General features: G+C 44.1%; 11 protein-coding genes and 1 riboswitch. All 11 genes read right to left on the bottom strand.

Going from position 1 to position 16,838, the window contains the following annotated elements:
- Window positions 1-209: hypothetical protein (locus tag VMW39_05460; GenBank protein ID HUW23459.1), on the bottom strand; the 209-nt coding region annotated here is incomplete at its 3' end.
- Window positions 206-1,396, bottom strand: a complete 1,191-nt coding sequence (locus VMW39_05455; GenBank protein ID HUW23458.1) for a carbohydrate binding domain-containing protein — start codon at window positions 1,394-1,396, stop codon at window positions 206-208. The genes VMW39_05460 and VMW39_05455, both read right to left, overlap by 4 nt.
- A complete protein-coding gene (locus VMW39_05450) occupies window positions 1,389-2,207 on the bottom strand; it encodes a hypothetical protein (protein ID HUW23457.1) in 819 nt (272 codons plus the stop codon). The genes VMW39_05455 and VMW39_05450 overlap by 8 nt, the downstream gene beginning before the upstream one ends.
- A gap of 174 nt (window positions 2,208-2,381) precedes the next feature.
- Complete coding sequence (locus VMW39_05445) at window positions 2,382-3,086, bottom strand: hypothetical protein (protein HUW23456.1); 705 nt, start codon at window positions 3,084-3,086, stop codon at window positions 2,382-2,384.
- Window positions 3,087-3,231: 145 nt separating this feature from the next.
- Window positions 3,232-3,353: riboswitch (cyclic di-GMP riboswitch) on the bottom strand.
- A gap of 77 nt (window positions 3,354-3,430) precedes the next feature.
- Window positions 3,431-5,881 carry a glycosyl hydrolase family 65 protein gene (locus tag VMW39_05440; GenBank protein HUW23455.1) on the bottom strand — a complete coding sequence of 817 codons (2,451 nt, stop codon included), beginning with the start codon at window positions 5,879-5,881 and terminating at the stop codon, window positions 3,431-3,433.
- 166 nt (window positions 5,882-6,047) lie between these two features.
- A complete protein-coding gene (locus VMW39_05435; GenBank protein HUW23454.1) occupies window positions 6,048-6,551 on the bottom strand; it encodes a transposase in 504 nt (167 codons plus the stop codon).
- Window positions 6,552-6,710: 159 nt separating this feature from the next.
- Entirely contained in the window at window positions 6,711-9,185 is a 2,475-nt protein-coding gene (locus tag VMW39_05430; GenBank protein HUW23453.1) for a beta-galactosidase, read from the bottom strand.
- A 149-nt stretch (window positions 9,186-9,334) separates the two neighbouring features.
- Window positions 9,335-10,183, bottom strand: coding sequence for a carbohydrate ABC transporter permease (locus tag VMW39_05425; protein HUW23452.1), 849 nt, complete (start codon window positions 10,181-10,183; stop codon window positions 9,335-9,337).
- Between the two features lie 130 nt (window positions 10,184-10,313).
- The gene (locus VMW39_05420) at window positions 10,314-12,617 is read right to left on the bottom strand and encodes an extracellular solute-binding protein (protein HUW23451.1); all 2,304 of its coding nucleotides are present in this window, start codon (window positions 12,615-12,617) and stop codon (window positions 10,314-10,316) included.
- Between the two features lie 171 nt (window positions 12,618-12,788).
- Entirely contained in the window at window positions 12,789-14,741 is a 1,953-nt protein-coding gene (locus VMW39_05415) for a glucoamylase family protein (protein HUW23450.1), read from the bottom strand.
- 203 nt (window positions 14,742-14,944) lie between these two features.
- Window positions 14,945-16,838: hypothetical protein (locus VMW39_05410; protein ID HUW23449.1), on the bottom strand; the 1,894-nt coding region annotated here is incomplete at its 5' end.

Here is a 16,838-nt window from a genome sequence, read left to right as displayed (position 1 = left end):
CCAAAGTCTATCGAGGCAGCATCACTATCGTTACTCACGTTTTTTGCTTGAACTGACAGAGTACTCTGTCCATACGACACCGTTGAGCTCCCTGCCATTATCAGAATAGTAGCTACCAATAGGAAGCTCAAAAGCGATCTTTTAGCCAGCATGTTCTGGGAAATTGGTTCAAACATTTTACGTATCTGCCTCAAAATAGATTTTCTCATTTCTCAAACTGAAACTGTAAATTGTCTATATAAAGAACTCCGGTCTTATTGCCTCCATCAGCAACTATTCTAGAAGCCTCATAAACGAAAGTCATCTTACTTATGTTATTCTTATTCAGTCCAGCGAATGCGCTCAAAGGAATGGTGTACTTTTGCCAGTCGGTACTACTTATCTTTCTCAGAAAAACAGGCTCGGGAAAAGGCGGATTGGCACGGTCCACCATTTCTACCTTTAAAATCTTGGGATTCTCAGTTGCAGACTTAGCTTTTATCCAGAGGGTGACATAATTATAGTCGCTGAAATCGTGAGGAATTTCAGTCCAGCCATCTTCTCCACCACCGAATATTATAAACTGGCCCCCCCAGGAACCCGGTGCAGTTACATTGTAAGAAGACTTCAAAGCAGATGGGGAAGACCTGTATTGCTCAGTAGTAAACGAATGGGTAAAATCTAAAGTAGGCATATCTCCCATATTGCCACCAAGAGCACAAGTTCCTAACTTATCTCCGAAATAGTCTATTCTAACCTCATTTACCGAGGAACTGCCAAATGATATTGTGTCTATATAAATAGTCCCTTGAGTGGAACTTTCGTTAGTAACGCTCTGGGAATTCTCAAAAACAAAGACCAACTCTATCATATTACTCCAACCGTCAAGATTAACGAAGTTATGGAAAGGAATGGTTACCTCTTGCCAACTGGTGGTTACTCCGCCATCTAAATAATCAGTAACATAGACTGCTGCACGATTACGATCATCGTCAGTGCTATTATTCTTAAGTTCTACTTTAAAATACTCTCCTCCAACTGTTCCCTTAACCCAGAAGGAGATAGTAGTATAGCCACCTAGGTCTTCCCCTCCCAACAGACTCCAGTAACCAGCATAACTTGCTGAAGCAGAGACATCATAATCGAGTTTCAAACAGAATAGACCTTCCTGGGGAGAAGTCGCATCCCGAGAATCAACACAGCTTGCTCCCCCATCAGAAAATGAGCCAGTCTCATGCCACCAGTTGTTGCGACTATTACCATCATTGAAATCGTCCAGAACGGGTCCAGCAGTGGGTTGCTCCACAACACTATTCACAGTCACTTCAGCTGTGCGGTCAACTCCGGCAAAGACGATTCCACATAACGAAAGGAGTAAACTCAAGATGGTAGCTATGTTCAAAATTCTCTTAATCATTCTCTCTTCCTTCTATTGATATTTTACCCTGTCCATTTACGGAAAATAGAGCCTCATACGAAGAAATTCTATCTTTCAGACCATAAAGCTCACCATAGTTGATAGTAGCTTTCGCCTTATATTCGCCTGGAGGAAGCACTCCTCTTTTCCAGATTGCTGGAAATGTTCTCTTAGCCCGAGGGAAAACTGGAAAGCCATAGAAGATATCTACCTCCTTTATTCTCTTGCCCTCTTTGTCATCTACAGTCACTTTCCCTTTAGGTCGAATATGGACGTTGCCCATATTCTCCACAGTCACTCCAAAATTGATTCCGTAATTATCTGAGTTTTCGCCAGCATATTTCGCCACATCAAACTTTTCAATATTAGCTTCTATAACTTCTGTTCCTTTAATAGCTACATAAATGCTTACTCCAAAGCGCGTTTTTATACCTACTCCACCGCCTGCAGGAGCAAGAGAACCGAAAAAGACCATTGCCATCATTTCACCCTTAGCTTCTTCTGGCACTTCTATCTTATATTTCACTTTTCTTACCTTTCCCGGAGCAAGTTCGAATTCACGCGGTTTAACCTTAAGCCAGGAATCAACCTCAACTCCTTCCTCTTTTCTCCCCCAATTCTCCAGGTCCACTTTCACCTTGACAGCCTTATCTCCATCGTTTAATACGATAAAAGTCCCTGCTTTCCTCTTTCCCGGGGAAAGGCTAAGCTCGGTCACTGTCGGCTTTACACCAATCCCGGCATAAACGAGGAAAGGAGAGAAATTGAGAAAGACCAGTGCCACTAAGAGATAGAAATTTCTCCTTAACATTAACTCCTCCAGGATAAATCGGATTCTGTAGAAACAAAGCGTAAGCTTTGCCCTTCCTGTAGGGGACGGACGCAGTTTATGCCGACCTTTCGGCATGCCGTCCCTTATTTTGGGCGACCACAGAGTGTCGCCCCTACATTCAAGCAGAGCTTCGCTCTCTAGCTACATCCTCTTTTATTCGTGATAAAGATCAAAAACGATTCCCGTACTATACGAGTCCGATGCTGCAGAGCCGAAAAGACCACCAAGATAGACCATCAATTTCTTGTCAGTGTCTGGAACTCCTGTAGTGACCGGTTCAACCACATTCATATAATCTGGCCCGCCATAAGCAATGTTAGTGTAGCCATCATTATGGGCAGTGGCCCAGCTCTCGTCAGGCCCTGTTCCTGGAATATCTACGTCTTTCTTATCCTTGAGATATGTCCAGCCAGTAAGAGCAACTGGTGGATCAGATACACTTGTGGTTGCTCTATAGGCCTGCCAGACCATACCCGTGCGATTACCAGCAGTCGAGCCTTTCATTCCACCATACTGGAATCCCCAAGTGGTAGTATCAGGCTGAACGGTGAAGTTGGCGGTGTACATCTCTAACTCCCACGCTCCGTAATTACTCGCCACCTGGACTTCCACATAACGGAGAGCTAACTTATTTCCCGTACCTCCAGGTAGAGAACCAAAATCGACTGAGGTAACATCTCCGTCGTCGCTAATCCTCTTAGCCTGGACTGACAGTGAGGTAGATGCTCCCAGCGTAGCTGTGGCAGAAACTGTACCTGTCTCATCCAATACTGCTAAAGAAGTTCCCAAGCCTGCAAGAAGTAGAACCAGCGTTAGCATTCCTGATAACCAAATAGTCTTCATAGTTCGCATTTTCATCTTTTTTCATCTCCTTTTCAAATAGATTTTTTAAACACAAATGGACTTGCTGATATTGTGCATCACCTCCCCCTGTAAAAAATTTAATTCAACCTTATGCATATATTAAAAAAGCCGAGCTACCTATAGCGTTTATAAAAGCGTTATCGGCAGCTCGGCAGACTGAACAGGAAAACCTAACTTTAGAAGGCCCCAGATTCAGGCCTTCCCTGCATTGGCCCCTGAGCTTTGCGCCCTCCGATCTCTCGGAGTTTGCCTTTTCGGAATATTCCTTTTGTTAATAGTATATACTAAAGATATTACGGACGTGTAAAAGATTTGTAAAATTTTTGTAAAATTTTGTTTTAACCGAGTTTGACTACAACTTTGTGAGTTTTTCCGTCGCCAAAAACTGGAATGACTGCATAAGGAAGGACTTCTGTACCTCCGTCTACTTTCTTCCCATCCACGATTACTTCTCTTACTCCATAAGAGACACCTCTACTATTATCCACCTCTATCTGGTACGTGGCTCCCCGAAATCTCCTCTCCATCTTAAATCCCTTCCATTCCCGGGGAATGCAAGGATCAACAATTAAACCGTCAAATGTCGCCCTTACTCCCAGAATCCACTCCGTTCCCGCTTTACACATCCAGACAGCAGAACCGGTATACCATGTCCAGCCAGCCTGACCAAAATTTGGTGAAGCAGGACCGTCCACATTGCCTGGGGTTACGTAGGGTTCAGCCTTGTATAGCTCGGAATCGTTTCCCCGATAGACTGGACATATCCCTAGATAGAACTGCCAGGCCTTCTTCTGTCTTTTCATTATGCATTCTGCTATCACTGCCCAAACGGCCGCATGGGTATATACGCCTCCGTTCTCTCTTACGCCGGGCGCATAGCGGGTAAGGTAACCTATGGTTTCATCTGGCTGTGAGTAGGCTGGATAGAAAATGAGCGGCCCATACTTTGCTCCCAGAATTTTTTCCACCGATTCCATAGCCTTCTCAGCTCTCTCTTGGGGAGCTACGCCATTTATGACTGCCCAGGTCTGCGCATTGAGGAATATCTTTCCTTCCTTGCACTTGGAGCTCCCTATGGGAGCGCCGCTATCTTTTGTAGCTCTAATATACCAACTCCCGTCCCATCCATACCTATTTATCTTTTCTTTTAAAACTTTGCTTTTCTGGATATACCTTCGGGCAAGGTTTTTATCTTTCTTTCTTTTTGCGACTTCGGCAAAATCTCTCAAAATTCCGTAAAGAAAATGTGCCAGCCAGATGCTTTCCCCTTTCCACCTGCAGCCAACAGCAGACATCCCGTCGTTCCAATCACCCTCTCCAATAAGAGGAAGTCCTCTCCGACTGAACCTCTTGAAGACTCTTTCTATTGCTTTTTTACAATGATTATATAATGTATCGGTTTGGCCTCTCCCCTTACTCGTTTTACCGGGTTCAGGAAGATAGGGAACCTTTTGAGAAAGGATGGTAAAATCGTCTGTCTCCTTCAAATAATTAATTGTTACATAAGGAAGCCATAGTAGGTCGTCAGTCTTCCCGGTAATTCTTCCCTCTCCGGAAAGAGGATGCCACCAATGGTAGACTGTGCCATCTTTGAACTGATGTCGGGCGTGGAGAAGAATCTGCTTCCTGGTCGATTCCGGTGCAAAAGGAAGAAAGATTTGACTGTCCTGAAGTTGGTCCCGGAAACCGTATGCCCCGCTCAATTGATAGTATCCCGTCCTTCCCCAGAGCCGCGCCGAGAGGGCCTGATATTTAAGCCAGGTATTGTTCATAAAATTGAAGCCTTCATCCGGCGTCTGGACCCGTGGGCTTTTTAGATATTTCTCCCAGAATCTTTTTGTTCTCTCTAAGGCCTCTGCTCCATTCTCCACCTTCCTGTACTTTGCGATTAGAGATGACGCTTCCTTCCTATTTTTGGCGCAACCAAGAGTAAAGATGATTGTCTTCTCCTGGTAACTTTCAAGCTGGATATTGAGTTGTAGACTTGCAATGGGATCAACCCACTTATAGGAACCTCCTTTAGCGAGCGGGATTATGGGGGAGGAGCCTCCTTTCAAGATGGCAGGACTCTCTAAAGAGCCATACTTTCCCAGGAAAGATTCTCTATTGATTACAAAAGAGTTGGGTTTAATGCTGGAAGAATGGAAGGCAAGATACTTCCAGTCCATATTCCATTGCTGTCCCTGTCTATTTCCAAGTTCCCACAAGCGCTTGCTTGCCAGAAGAGCACTTTCTTTTTTCATATATTCTGTTTCAATAAAAATTTTGTGAAATTCTCTATGACTATCTGTCACTGCACCCAGACGCCATTCTAAATAGCTGAATAGACTTAAGGAACGCTTTCTGGAAGATTCGTTTCTCAACTTCACCATCCAGATTTCAAGGGGCTCATCCGGGGGAACGAAGATTGTAAAGCTACTGGAAATCTCGTTATTAAGGGAATTAATTGTGGTATATCCTATCCCGTGACGGCACTGGTAACTTTCGGGTTGTTTACATACCGGCTTCCAGGCAAGTGACCAGTAATCACCCGAAGCGTCATCTCTTAAATAGAGATATTTTCCCCAATCGTCCTTGAGCAGGTCTTGTTCCCAGCGAGTAACCATATTCAACTTCACATCACTACGCCAGCTGAAACCACTTCCCGCCTGGGAGACGACCAATCCATAATCGCCAGGACAGATTACATTGACCCAGGGACGAGGAGTGTCCGGACGGGTAATCACATACTCCTTCCCATCAGAGGTAAAATAACCATATGGATTTTCGAACTTTTTCTCTTCTTCCATTACTTTTTTCCTTTTGTAGCAGCGGGACTCTGTGCCCACCCATCATGACCGTAGGGGACAGACGCAGTTTATGCCGATTTTTCGGCATGCCGTCCCATTGGAATCGTAGGGGCGGGACTCTGTGCCCGCCCATATTTTCGGACGACCACAGAGTGTCGTCCCTACATTATATGGGCAATGGGTCGAGCAAACCAGAATACGACCAATTCTCTGGATTTTCTACTAACCCCTTCCTTACTGGATTTGCGAGAATGTAATTGCAGATAGCTATTAAATCTTCTCCTTTTCTTCCGATATGGTCATAAAAATTTCTCTGCCATAGTTTGCCTTTTATACCATGCTTCCAGCTCAGCCTCGTTGTATAGCTCTTGAAATCTCCAAGTATCTTTGAAAGGTCTTCGGAACACTCTCCTTCACAACTTACCCGTGGCGATAGAACGATGTGTAAATGATCGAGCATCAAACAGTAGCAGTAAAGAAAAATCCTCCCTTCCTCTCTCAAAGATAGAAGAGATTTCAATACTTCTTGAGCTAAACCACAATCTAAAAAAGGACTTGATAAATGTCTTGCACAAATTGTTATGAAATACACGTAATCAGAATTACTGTACTCGAAATCTCTTAACCGTATGGCTTTCCTGCGTTTCGATAGATCTTGCCATCTATGCATCGGTCTTCTTTTAATTCGGGTGACCACGGAGTGTCACCCCTACATTCGGGTGACCACGGAGTGTCACCCCTATAATGGGCGGGCACAGAGTCCCGCCCCTACGTTGGGCCACAGAGTGCCACCCCTGCTGGGCGGGCACAGAGTCCCGCCCCTACGTTATTACAATTGGATGGATAATTTTTGTTGCTTGCCGCTTGGTTTAAAATGAATCTTTAATAAACCACCAACATAATTGAAAGGAACTCTCTTTCCATCAATTCTTGCTATTTTTGCTCTCTTACAGGAGAGTATAATTTCAGCATCCCCACCTACTGTTCCTCGCACTAATAAAGTTACTGGTTTACCAACTTTATATTCTAAAATTTCTACAGTGGACCATTTTATTTTAATCTTTTCTGATAAAGGAACATTTAACGGTAGAACCGAAGCGGAACGCTGGGGAACATATATCAACCCTCTCTCGGGCAAACTGGTTATTCTCCTCTCTCCCGGTATCCTCAGTGATATTTTCACATGTTCAGGTTCATCTTTATAATTGTTAAGAAAGAGAAACCCATATTTGCTGTTGTTTACGGCTCGCACTGTGCTCCTCACTGTTGCCATAACCTCCCCTAACTTCACTACAATAGAAGGCTTGATGCCCATCTGGCTGGCGAAATCTTTTATTAGGTCAATGTGGTAATCGAAAACATGAGAAATTCCAAAACCAAGAATTAGAGCCCGACCCTTTCCCTTCCTCTTCAATAATCCGCAAGGCTTTCCTTCAAGGGTTCTGGCAACAATAGCATCCGAACGTTCACTAACACGAAAAATTGTCGTCTCTCCTCGTGCGAGTACCTCCCTGCCTTTCACCTTAACCAGATTCTCTCTCAGCTTTCCTGAAATTTCTATCCCCAGGCCATCCAGTAAAAGGGTTTTTTTCCAGTAAGATAGGTCCATTATAGGTAGTGTGGGGAAGACAATAAGTCTGCCTCCCCTCTCCACATACTGGACTAACTTCATCTGCGTCTGGCTATCCATAAAATCAAGACAGAAGACCCAGAGAGTGGGATGAGAAAGAAGCTTTTCGATAGAACTTCTTTGTAAATCCTCCAGGGAATAGTTTATTCCAGCAAGCTGAAGTAGTCTCGCCACCCCGTCAAAGAAGAGTTGATCTCTCTTCTTCTCAAGTTCTTCTGCAAATTTTCCTTTTAGGTATTCTGTAGCATAGTAAGGGGTATAGAATCCAAATACAGTATCGAACTCCTTTTCAGTCAATGCTAACTTCTCTCCAAATGTGTTGATAAACTTACCGAAAGATTTTAGAGGCTCAAGGTGCGGCCTCTCTTCTCCCTCTGGAGAAATGGGTGCCTGCCAGTCGTGATAAGAGCCAAAGACTCCTAAGCCTTCCGGATTTGTGCCTCCACAAAACAGATAAGAATTTACTCCATTTAACCCTTGACTTATAGAACCTTTCAGGAGCAACTCTACATCAGCAGAATGGATTTTGGGACGACCCCGTAGCATTCCCGTCTGAAGTTCACAACAGATGGTAGGCGCATCTGGAAACGAGACCATCTTCATTACTTCTGTAGTGAGTACTATATCATGAAAGTTATCGTAATCCAAACGACGAGGCTGGTAAGCACCGCCAAATATCACCTCAGGAACATGGAGAGGAAAATCGCGGAACATTGAGGTGGTCATGGGACTATAGATTCCTCTGCCCCGAACATCAAAATCGTAAAATTGTGGAATATTGGCTACCATTGGGAGAGTGATTTGATGGGCTATTGCCTGGCGGGCTAAAGATTGATAGTATGTGGCGTAATACCAACGATAGAATTTTGCCCAGTCCCAGAACGCGGGCTTCCAGTCAGAATCTGCACGACCATCCAGTTGTTCAATTTGACTGAAGTCTCTATAGTCTGTTCCGTAATTTCTATTTAGTTTACTAATTTCACCATAACTTTTTCGCAGGAAATCCTGGTACAGTTTAGTAGCAGTTCGGCTATAATCCGCAGTCTTGTTTACCCAGTGGACCATACCTATCTCGTTACATAGCTGGAGGAGGAGGATATTCCCTCCTTTTGTGACCTGGTGTTTGGCGATAATGGGTAATATCTTCTCGTACCATCTCTTTACATACTTCTGAAATGTGGGATTCAGGTAGGAGACCAGAGTCACATGGGGCAGGTCACTCAATCCTTCACCCTTACTATAGACTTCGGGATGGCTCTTTAAAAGCCAGTGGGGTAGTCCTTCGTGAACCAATTCTGCGTTACTTATGGGTCCAACCCTGGCAAAAAAATATAGACCAAACTCCTGCAGAAGTTTAATGAAGTCCAGTAAGTTGCGTTCGGGACGGGTCTTTCCAATGAAATCGAAAGACCCCTCTTTCAATTCATGCCAGGACCAGGGGATATAAGAACTGATTGTATTAAGTCCTGTAGCCTTAGCCTTTCTTAAGCGGTCTCTCCATTCTTTTCTGGGAATTCTGAAGTAGTGGACCTCTCCAGAATATAAAAAGAAAGGCTTGTCCCCAAGAACAAACCTTCCCTCTTTCAGTCTAATTTCCTGTCTGTTCATTTTGTGGGTAGTGTATAGGGGACGGACGCAGTTTATGCCGATTTTTCGGCGTGCCGTCCCTTCCATAGCGGGTGGCCACGGAGTGCCACCCCTACATCAGATTCTGTAGGGGACGGACTCTGTGCCGTCCCTTCCATAGCGGGTGGCCACGGAGTGCCACCACTACTGGGCGGGCACAGAGTCCCGCCCCTACGTTGGACCACGGAGTGTCGCCCCTACTGTTTTAATCCGGTTACGGCAACTCCTTTAATCACATACCTCTGTGCCACAATGAAAACAATAAGCACAGGGATAACCACCACCACTGCCCCGGCCATAAGCAGACCGAATTTTGTTGCATATTGACCACTGAGGTTAGCCAGGGCAACAGGTAACGTGTACATATTTTCTTTAATCATTACAATTAATGGCCAGAGGAAAGCATTCCAGGAACCCATAAAAGTAAAGATTCCCAAGGCAGCCAAGACTGGTTTACAGAGAGGCAAGATAATGGTCCAGTAAATTCTGAACTCAGAGCAACCATCTATCCTCGCCGATTCAATTAGGTCGGTAGGTATGGTAGTAATAAATTGCCTCATCAAAAATATTCCAAAGGCACTTGCTCCTGCGGGAATTATCAGTCCCCAGTAACTATTTATTAGTCCAACGCTCTTTAACATAAGAAAGACAGGTATCATCGTTATCTGACCTGGCACCATCATAGTGGCTAAAAGTAGAGCAAATATCTTCTCCCTTCCCGGGAATTTATGTTTGGCAAAGGCAAACCCGCCGAGAGAGTTCAAAAAGAGACTAAATAGAGTTATTCCAAAAGCGACAATTACGCTATTCTTAAAGAATTGTAAAAAGTTTACCTCGCGAAATAGTGCCTGGTACTGCTCTATAGTTGGATGCTTGGGAATCCACTGAGGGGGAAATGTAAATACACTCTCACTAGATTTAAATGAAGTGGAAATCATCCAGATAAAAGGAGCCAGAGTAATAGCAAGACCTGCAAATAGAAGAAGATGAATAAATATTCTTCTAATCAATGTAAGAATCTTTACCAAGTTCAGTTCTCTTTTCATCACTGTCTACCTCTGGTCGGATACCGTTCAATAGAATTTGGTAGTCGCAAACTTCAGTTTGCGAACACTTCACGCAGGCTAAAGCCTGCGGCTACCATTTTTTGCAATACCTATTTCCTCTTCACACTCCCTAATAGGCAGCCTTCTGGAGTTTTATCTGCAAAATAGTAAAAACCACAATAATACCAAAGAGTATATAGCCGATGGCAGAAGCATAACCCATACGGAAAAACTTAAAGCCCTGGTTATACATATGGAGAACAACGGAGATTGTGGAATTTAACGGACCTCCCTTTGTCATTACATAAGGCTCGCCAAAAAGTTGAAAGAACCCTATCATCGTGGTAACGGTAACGAAGAAAGTGGTGGATCTTAACCCAGGTAAGGTAATATAACGAAATCTCTGCCAGTAACTGGCACCATCCACTTTGGCTGCATCATAGAGAGTATCGGGAATCGCCTGAAGACCGGCCAGAAAAATAACCATATTATAGCCAAAATTCTTCCAGGCTGCCATAACAATCAAAGAGGGCATAGCCAACTTTGTATCACCAAGCCAGTTCTGAGGAGGTAAACCTACTGTTTGCAGAACCCAGTTAATTAAACCATAGTCGGGATTATACAGCCATCGCCAGACCACAGCTACAGCAACCAGTGTCGTTACTACTGGTGCAAAGTAGGAAGTACGGAAAAAAGATTTGAATTTAATAAATTCTTCATTCAGAACAATAGCCATCAGAAGAGCAAGGGAAATGGCAAAAGGAACGCCAACTACTACAAAGTAAAATGTATTAAAAAGGGATTTCCAAAAAATTTTATCCCGGAGAAGTGTCTGATAGTTTTCAAATCCAACGAATGAGATATTCTTCCAGTTGGCAAGCCCATAGATATCCCAGTCGGTTAAACTCGTAATGAATGAGACAACAACCGGAAGAAAAAGAAAGACGAAAAGAATGGTTAAGGAGGGGATAATGAAAAGGTAGGGAACATGATATTTTCTGAGTGAACTGACGATTCTTTTAACACCAGAAATTCTCTCCTCCTCTGGTACTTCTATTTCCTTAACCTTGCGGTGATACCTTTTCCACAAGAAGGCAAGTCCCCATATAAACACTAAAATTGCCCCAATACTTAAGAAGAATTTTCCCTTGCTCGCCATTCTCTCTTTCTTTTCCAGTATCTCATTAATGTCCTTAGTCAATGTTCCCAATGTTTGAAATAGGTTCATTTTGCCCAGGATTAACTCTTCCATACGCCTCTGCATAGCATCAGCAACCTGTTCCCATTCTGGAATATTGGGAGGAGACTTGGTATAGTTGAGTTGTTCCCCAAAAACTCTCACCATCGGTTTATCATTGAAGAAGGGATCCTGCCAGGCAGATTTAACTGCGGGAAGGTCTGTGATGATTCTATACCATTCTACCTGTATTTCTGGTTGGCTCATAAACTCGATAAATTTCCAGGAAGCTTCCTTATGTTTTGAACCTTTGAAAACGACTAAATTACATCCTCCTACAAATGATGTGGGGAATTTTTTCCGGGGCATCATTGCCACATCCCATCTTCCCTCATACTCTTTCCCCAATTCATTCCGTATGAGTTCTATCATCCAGGGGCCGGAGATAAAAATTGGATAGAACCCGGTCCTGAAAGCATGGAATAGGTCCACATCTACAGCCTCGGCAGTGGGAACAATATTCTCCTGGAAAAACCGGTGATAAAACTGGAAAGCTTCTCGTGTTGCCTCGCTTTCCACATCCGACTTTGAATTGTCGGGAGTTAAAATGTTGCCGCCATTCTCCCAGATGAACATTGACAGGATATTCCAATCTTTAACCGGAAGCGCCATTCCATACTGGTCAATCTTGCCATCGCCATCCCTGTCCTTAACTAGAGCCTTTCCGATCCTCTCCAGTTCTTCCCAGGTGCGAGGAGGATGGTCAAATCCGGCCTCTTTCAACAGGTCCTTTCGATAGAATATAACTCTTGTATCCACATACCAGGGAATTCCATAGACTCTTCCATTGATGAGGTTTGTCTCCCAGGAAGCAGGGAAGAACTTATCCTTGCTGATAATTTCCGACCTGGAAATGAATTCATTAAGAGGAGCAAGGGCGCCCATAGCTTGAAATTCAGCCATCCAGGTTGTTCCCAGCTGGGAAACATCGGGAGGAATCTCTCCCACCACAGAAGTGATAAGTTTTTCGTGGGCTGCCTCCCAGGGAATAGCCTGGGTAATAACTCTAATTCCGGGATTAGCCTGTTCAAATTTCCGCGCCATCTGTGCAATCTTCATTCCTTCTGCACCCATAGCCCAGACAGTAATAGTCTCCTCTTCTTTTTTTGCCAGGCTCTTCTCACCCAAGCAAACGAGGAAAAGAAGGCTCAGCGAAATTAGTATGGCAAAATTTTTAAGCAAACTTCGATTTCTCATTTTTTCCCACACCATAATGTAGAGGCGACACTCCGTGGTCGCCCTGTAGGGGTGGCACTCCGTGGCCACCCAAAAGAATTAGATGAAGATGTAGGGGGCGACATCCCGATGTATCGGGGTGGTCGCCCGAAGGAAGGGACGGCACAGAGTCCGTCCCCTACAGAAATGCTCTCAATAGAATTCTTCTATCTCCAGCAGATACTCTACTCTCCTCCCAATCTCATCATTATGGAACCTATTTCTGATTATTCCCTTGTTAAGGTAATTATTAAGTGGAATCAGTACCATTGCCTGGTCAAGACATAGATACTTCTTGGATATTTCCCCTGTCTCAACATTTACTGAATCGTAAAACCCATATTCTCCATATATATCAGGATAAACCTGGAGAAACTTTTTCAAATTGGCAACTGCCCTTTCGGGCACAAGCTCCAGAGCCAGAAAGGTGGCATGTGGAGTAACAACCCCCCCATCGTAACCTCTCAACCCTATATCTTTTACTCCGTATGCGTCATAACCTTCCCCCGGAATCGTGCACGGGGACACCCCCCAGACCGGATATCCCTTCTTCTTTGCAAATCTGATATGTGCTTCAACATACCTTGAATTATTCAAACCAAGATTCTTCTTACCCAGCTCCGCCTCTTTAATTACCATAGTGGGCATAAGCCCCTCGAACATGCTCCCTCCCCAGCTGGGAACTATCTTCAGTCCGTCATATTCGTAATAACCCTCAAAGACATCTATGCCTAAATATTTCTTAACTGTGCCATCGGGAACTTTATTCTGCCATGTCCACTCTCTAGGGAAGGTGCGATATATTTTGAACCAGTGCTCTGGCGGGACATCTCCTTTGCCAATAGCCATCAAGCTGATTGCCCTCGCCTCAGTATAGAAAGCCCCATAATGGTATTCAGAATATCTCTTATTATCGAGATGGTACCCATGGCGCATCTGTCCCTGGGCGCGGTCATAAAAGAAGGAAAAGTCGCGGGAATCGATTATCCTTGTACACCTATCTCCCATCTCTTCTGGAAAAGCCTGGCGCACGATGATTAGACCCATCATAAGCCATCCACTATCTACAAAGGAGATAAAATTACTCGTGGGATTAAGTCTGGTTGTATCGTAATAGTTATACATAAAGCCATGCGCTTTTTCTAACTTCTCCACCGTGTCCAGACTATTTTTTATTCTCTCTATCGCTTCCTTTTTATTTATGAACCCCAGGTCATAAGCAGAAACAATTGACACAAAATAGAGACCCAAATCTGTAGTGCTCACATAATCACCCACTGCTTTTTTGGGCGCAACCTGAATATAGTTCAGAGGAAGATTCCTTTTCCTATCCACTATATCCCGAAAGTACCCCCAGGTATCCCTGGCTATAGTCCGAAGAAACTCCTTCTCTGTCTTTGGAATATTTCTCTTTATTACTACCTTTTCAGGAAATCCCTTCAGATTATCTATCAGTATCTCGGTGCGAGAATCGCCTATAACCAGGTCTGATGACTTAACCTGCTTTGTTTCCAGGTCGGATCCCGGAGAGAGAAAAATATCATCAATATAGATAGCTCCTCTCAGATTGGTAACAATTTTTGAGTCGAGAAGAATATCCAATTCACTTATTCTGCTCCAGTCACTAATTCCTTTAACTTCGCTAAAAAGGATGGGAACCAGTTTCCAGGAACTGGTCACTCCCGTTACCGGGTAGGTTCCGCTCTCTTTCTTACTCTTGAAAATTATATTGAATCTAGTGGTGAATCCCTCTTTCTTATCACCTTTCACATAGAATACGACCCCATCAAAGATGTCAGTGATTTTTTCCCTAAATTTAATGCGGAAGCCATTGAGGCTATTATTGGGAGGGTTGAGGTCGTAATCGAGTTTCAGCGAGAAACCTTTCTTGTCTTGCAGGCGATTCGAACCAAAAGAGAGAACACAACCTTGAGTTGACTCTGCCTCATAAGGCTCCAGATTATCCTTAGAACAATCATCGAAATCGGCAACAGATACCGACCCCTCGGGCGCATCCCCGGGCAGGCCTTTTGCTTCTTCAACATAGGAACAAAGTAAAATCAAAAAAAGAAAGAGTCTAAAGAATGTCGGAATTAACCGCTTCATGGCTGGCCCTTTCAGCCTACATAATCAGTAGTATATGGCTGCCCAATCGTCCCAATGTAACGTAGAACCGATAGGCGGGAATTTCTATAATATTCGAATAATTTACCACAAAAAAATATAATTGTCAACAATTTAAATTCTGTAGCTGTCCCGATTCATCGGGACTAAAATAAAAGCAAAGCTTACGCTTTGCCGCTACATTATTATGCCTGGGTCTTGTATATCTTCCTCTCCGTTTCCATGCGGTCTAAATATGTTCTGGAAACTGGCGTAGCCGGCACGAAGAATGTGCGTTCTGTTCCAAGTATCCTTAGCAATTTTTCTGCTTCTTCCTTATCCCATTTCTTTTCTATGAAAGCCTTCAGCCACGAAGAGACTCCGCCTTCAATAGCGACCACAAGTCCGACAGCCGTGGAGACCATCTCTCCCTTGTGAGGTCTATCCAGGATGACCCACAGGACATCTTCCATCTTTTTCCTCGTCCATCTATCCTTGTTGTCAGTGAGGATGGTCACTTCTATTCCACCGACTTGTTCAGTCTTTCTTCCCAGGGCCCTTTTAATTGCATCATACACGTCTCTTGTATTTATTCGTCTGCCAGTCTGCCTTAGAGTGCGTCTATCCAGTATCAAATCCTTATCTATGATTTGCCGGACAACTTCCGGCGACAAACCATAATCCAGCATATAGTCATTAAGCATCTGTTCCATTACTTCTTTGCTCAAGCCTCTGACATTGGAGACGAAAGCGAACTTAATCTTGTCGCCCTTTCCTTCTTTCCCGGCAACTTTTACCATATTCTCCATCACTTTGAATGCTGCAGGGCTTCTTGGCTCAACGGTTACCTTGCCATGTCTAACCTGCGCATTAAACAGTGCCTGCATATCCAAAGCAATGACTTTCATGCCCTGAAATTCCATGACCTCGGGCCTGATTTCATAACCAGCAATCGGCTCAAAGGTAGAAATCTCAGAAACCCTATCAACCAGAGCGGGCATTGCTTTTACGAGATAAGGAATAATTCCCTCGCTCAAGCCCTTCTCCGGAACTTCCCTTATCAGCCTGATCATTTCAGGACTTAAAGTATATTCTACTCCCTTATCAAGTCTCTCAAAGATACCGCCAGCAGTCAGATAGTAATTGATTAAACCAGCGAGCTCGCGGTTAACCTGCCCCTCGACCGGCAATCTTCCCTGGACATTCAGAATCATCGCGTAGACTAACTCGTGGAGAGCCCGATAGAACATACCACTCAGCGTGTTATAACCTCCATTCAATATAACCTCAACCTGCCACTTCTCTCTTCCAGTATCTTTTACGCGTACCATTGCCCGGCTCTTTATGAACACTTTTCTCCCTTTCTCCTCGGCTATAATTCGCTCTAACCATTCGTAGTTTTCTTTTGGTATATAATTTAATTCAATATCCTTTTCATTTATCCTTGCCTCGCCAGGAACGACTCCGAAGACCTGCTCCAAAACCTCCCAGACGGATGAGCCATGGTTCCATATCTTCGCCTTCATAACTGCCCTTAGCACTATCTCCTTTTCAGGAAGTGACAACTTTTCAACCCTGTTCTTTTTAACCGCATTGACAATCGGCTGAACCTCAAGTGCCAATCCCGCAGTCTTAATCTCTTCCTGGACTGCCCTTGCCAGTTTCCGCATCTTCTCCGGCTGTTTCAGTTGCTTCAATAACACCGTACCATATTCCTCTCTCAAGTTTTCAATTTGCCCGGCCAATGTCTCGGCAGCAACATTCAATCTTACTTTAACTTCAGGAGGAGCAATTTCGTGCAGAGCCTTCAGGGTTCTGGATACCAGACTCTGGCGGAGGAACTGCTTCTCAGGCTCAGAAAGAGTAGCCCCTTCAGGAATTAGAACTCCCTGATAGAAATAGACAACCTCTCGCACATAGTCCGGCCTATTTCTCAAGAGTTCCTGCAACAACTCCTCTAATGTCGACCCTCTCTCTTCAAGGAGCGCCCTCTGTATTTTTTCTCTTCCCGGAACCTCTCCCAGAACCATCTGACTGAAGTTCACAGGCTCTCCTCTCAAAGTTCCTATTTCAACCGTAGTAACTGCTTTTATCAGTGCT

Source organism: bacterium, assembly GCA_035530055.1.
Lineage (GTDB): Bacteria > UBA6262 > WVXT01 > WVXT01 > WVXT01 > WVXT01.
Note: the sequence above shows the minus strand (reverse complement) of the source record. Positions and strands in the feature narration are given on the sequence as shown.

Excerpts from the sequence above, each read along its gene's own strand:
- VMW39_05415 (HUW23450.1), bottom strand. The coding sequence starts at position 14,741 with ATGAAGCGGTTAATTCCGACATTCTTTAGACTCTTTCTTTTTTTGATT.
- VMW39_05435 (HUW23454.1), bottom strand. The coding sequence starts at position 6,551 with ATGCATAGATGGCAAGATCTATCGAAACGCAGGAAAGCCATACGGTTA.
- VMW39_05450 (HUW23457.1), bottom strand. The coding sequence starts at position 2,207 with ATGTTAAGGAGAAATTTCTATCTCTTAGTGGCACTGGTCTTTCTCAAT.
- VMW39_05420 (HUW23451.1), bottom strand. The coding sequence starts at position 12,617 with ATGAGAAATCGAAGTTTGCTTAAAAATTTTGCCATACTAATTTCGCTG.
- VMW39_05430 (HUW23453.1), bottom strand. The coding sequence starts at position 9,185 with ATGGAAGGGACGGCACGCCGAAAAATCGGCATAAACTGCGTCCGTCCC.
- VMW39_05445 (HUW23456.1), bottom strand. The coding sequence starts at position 3,086 with ATGAAAATGCGAACTATGAAGACTATTTGGTTATCAGGAATGCTAACG.
- VMW39_05455 (HUW23458.1), bottom strand. The coding sequence starts at position 1,396 with ATGATTAAGAGAATTTTGAACATAGCTACCATCTTGAGTTTACTCCTT.
- VMW39_05425 (HUW23452.1), bottom strand. The coding sequence starts at position 10,183 with ATGAAAAGAGAACTGAACTTGGTAAAGATTCTTACATTGATTAGAAGA.
- VMW39_05440 (HUW23455.1), bottom strand. The coding sequence starts at position 5,881 with ATGGAAGAAGAGAAAAAGTTCGAAAATCCATATGGTTATTTTACCTCT.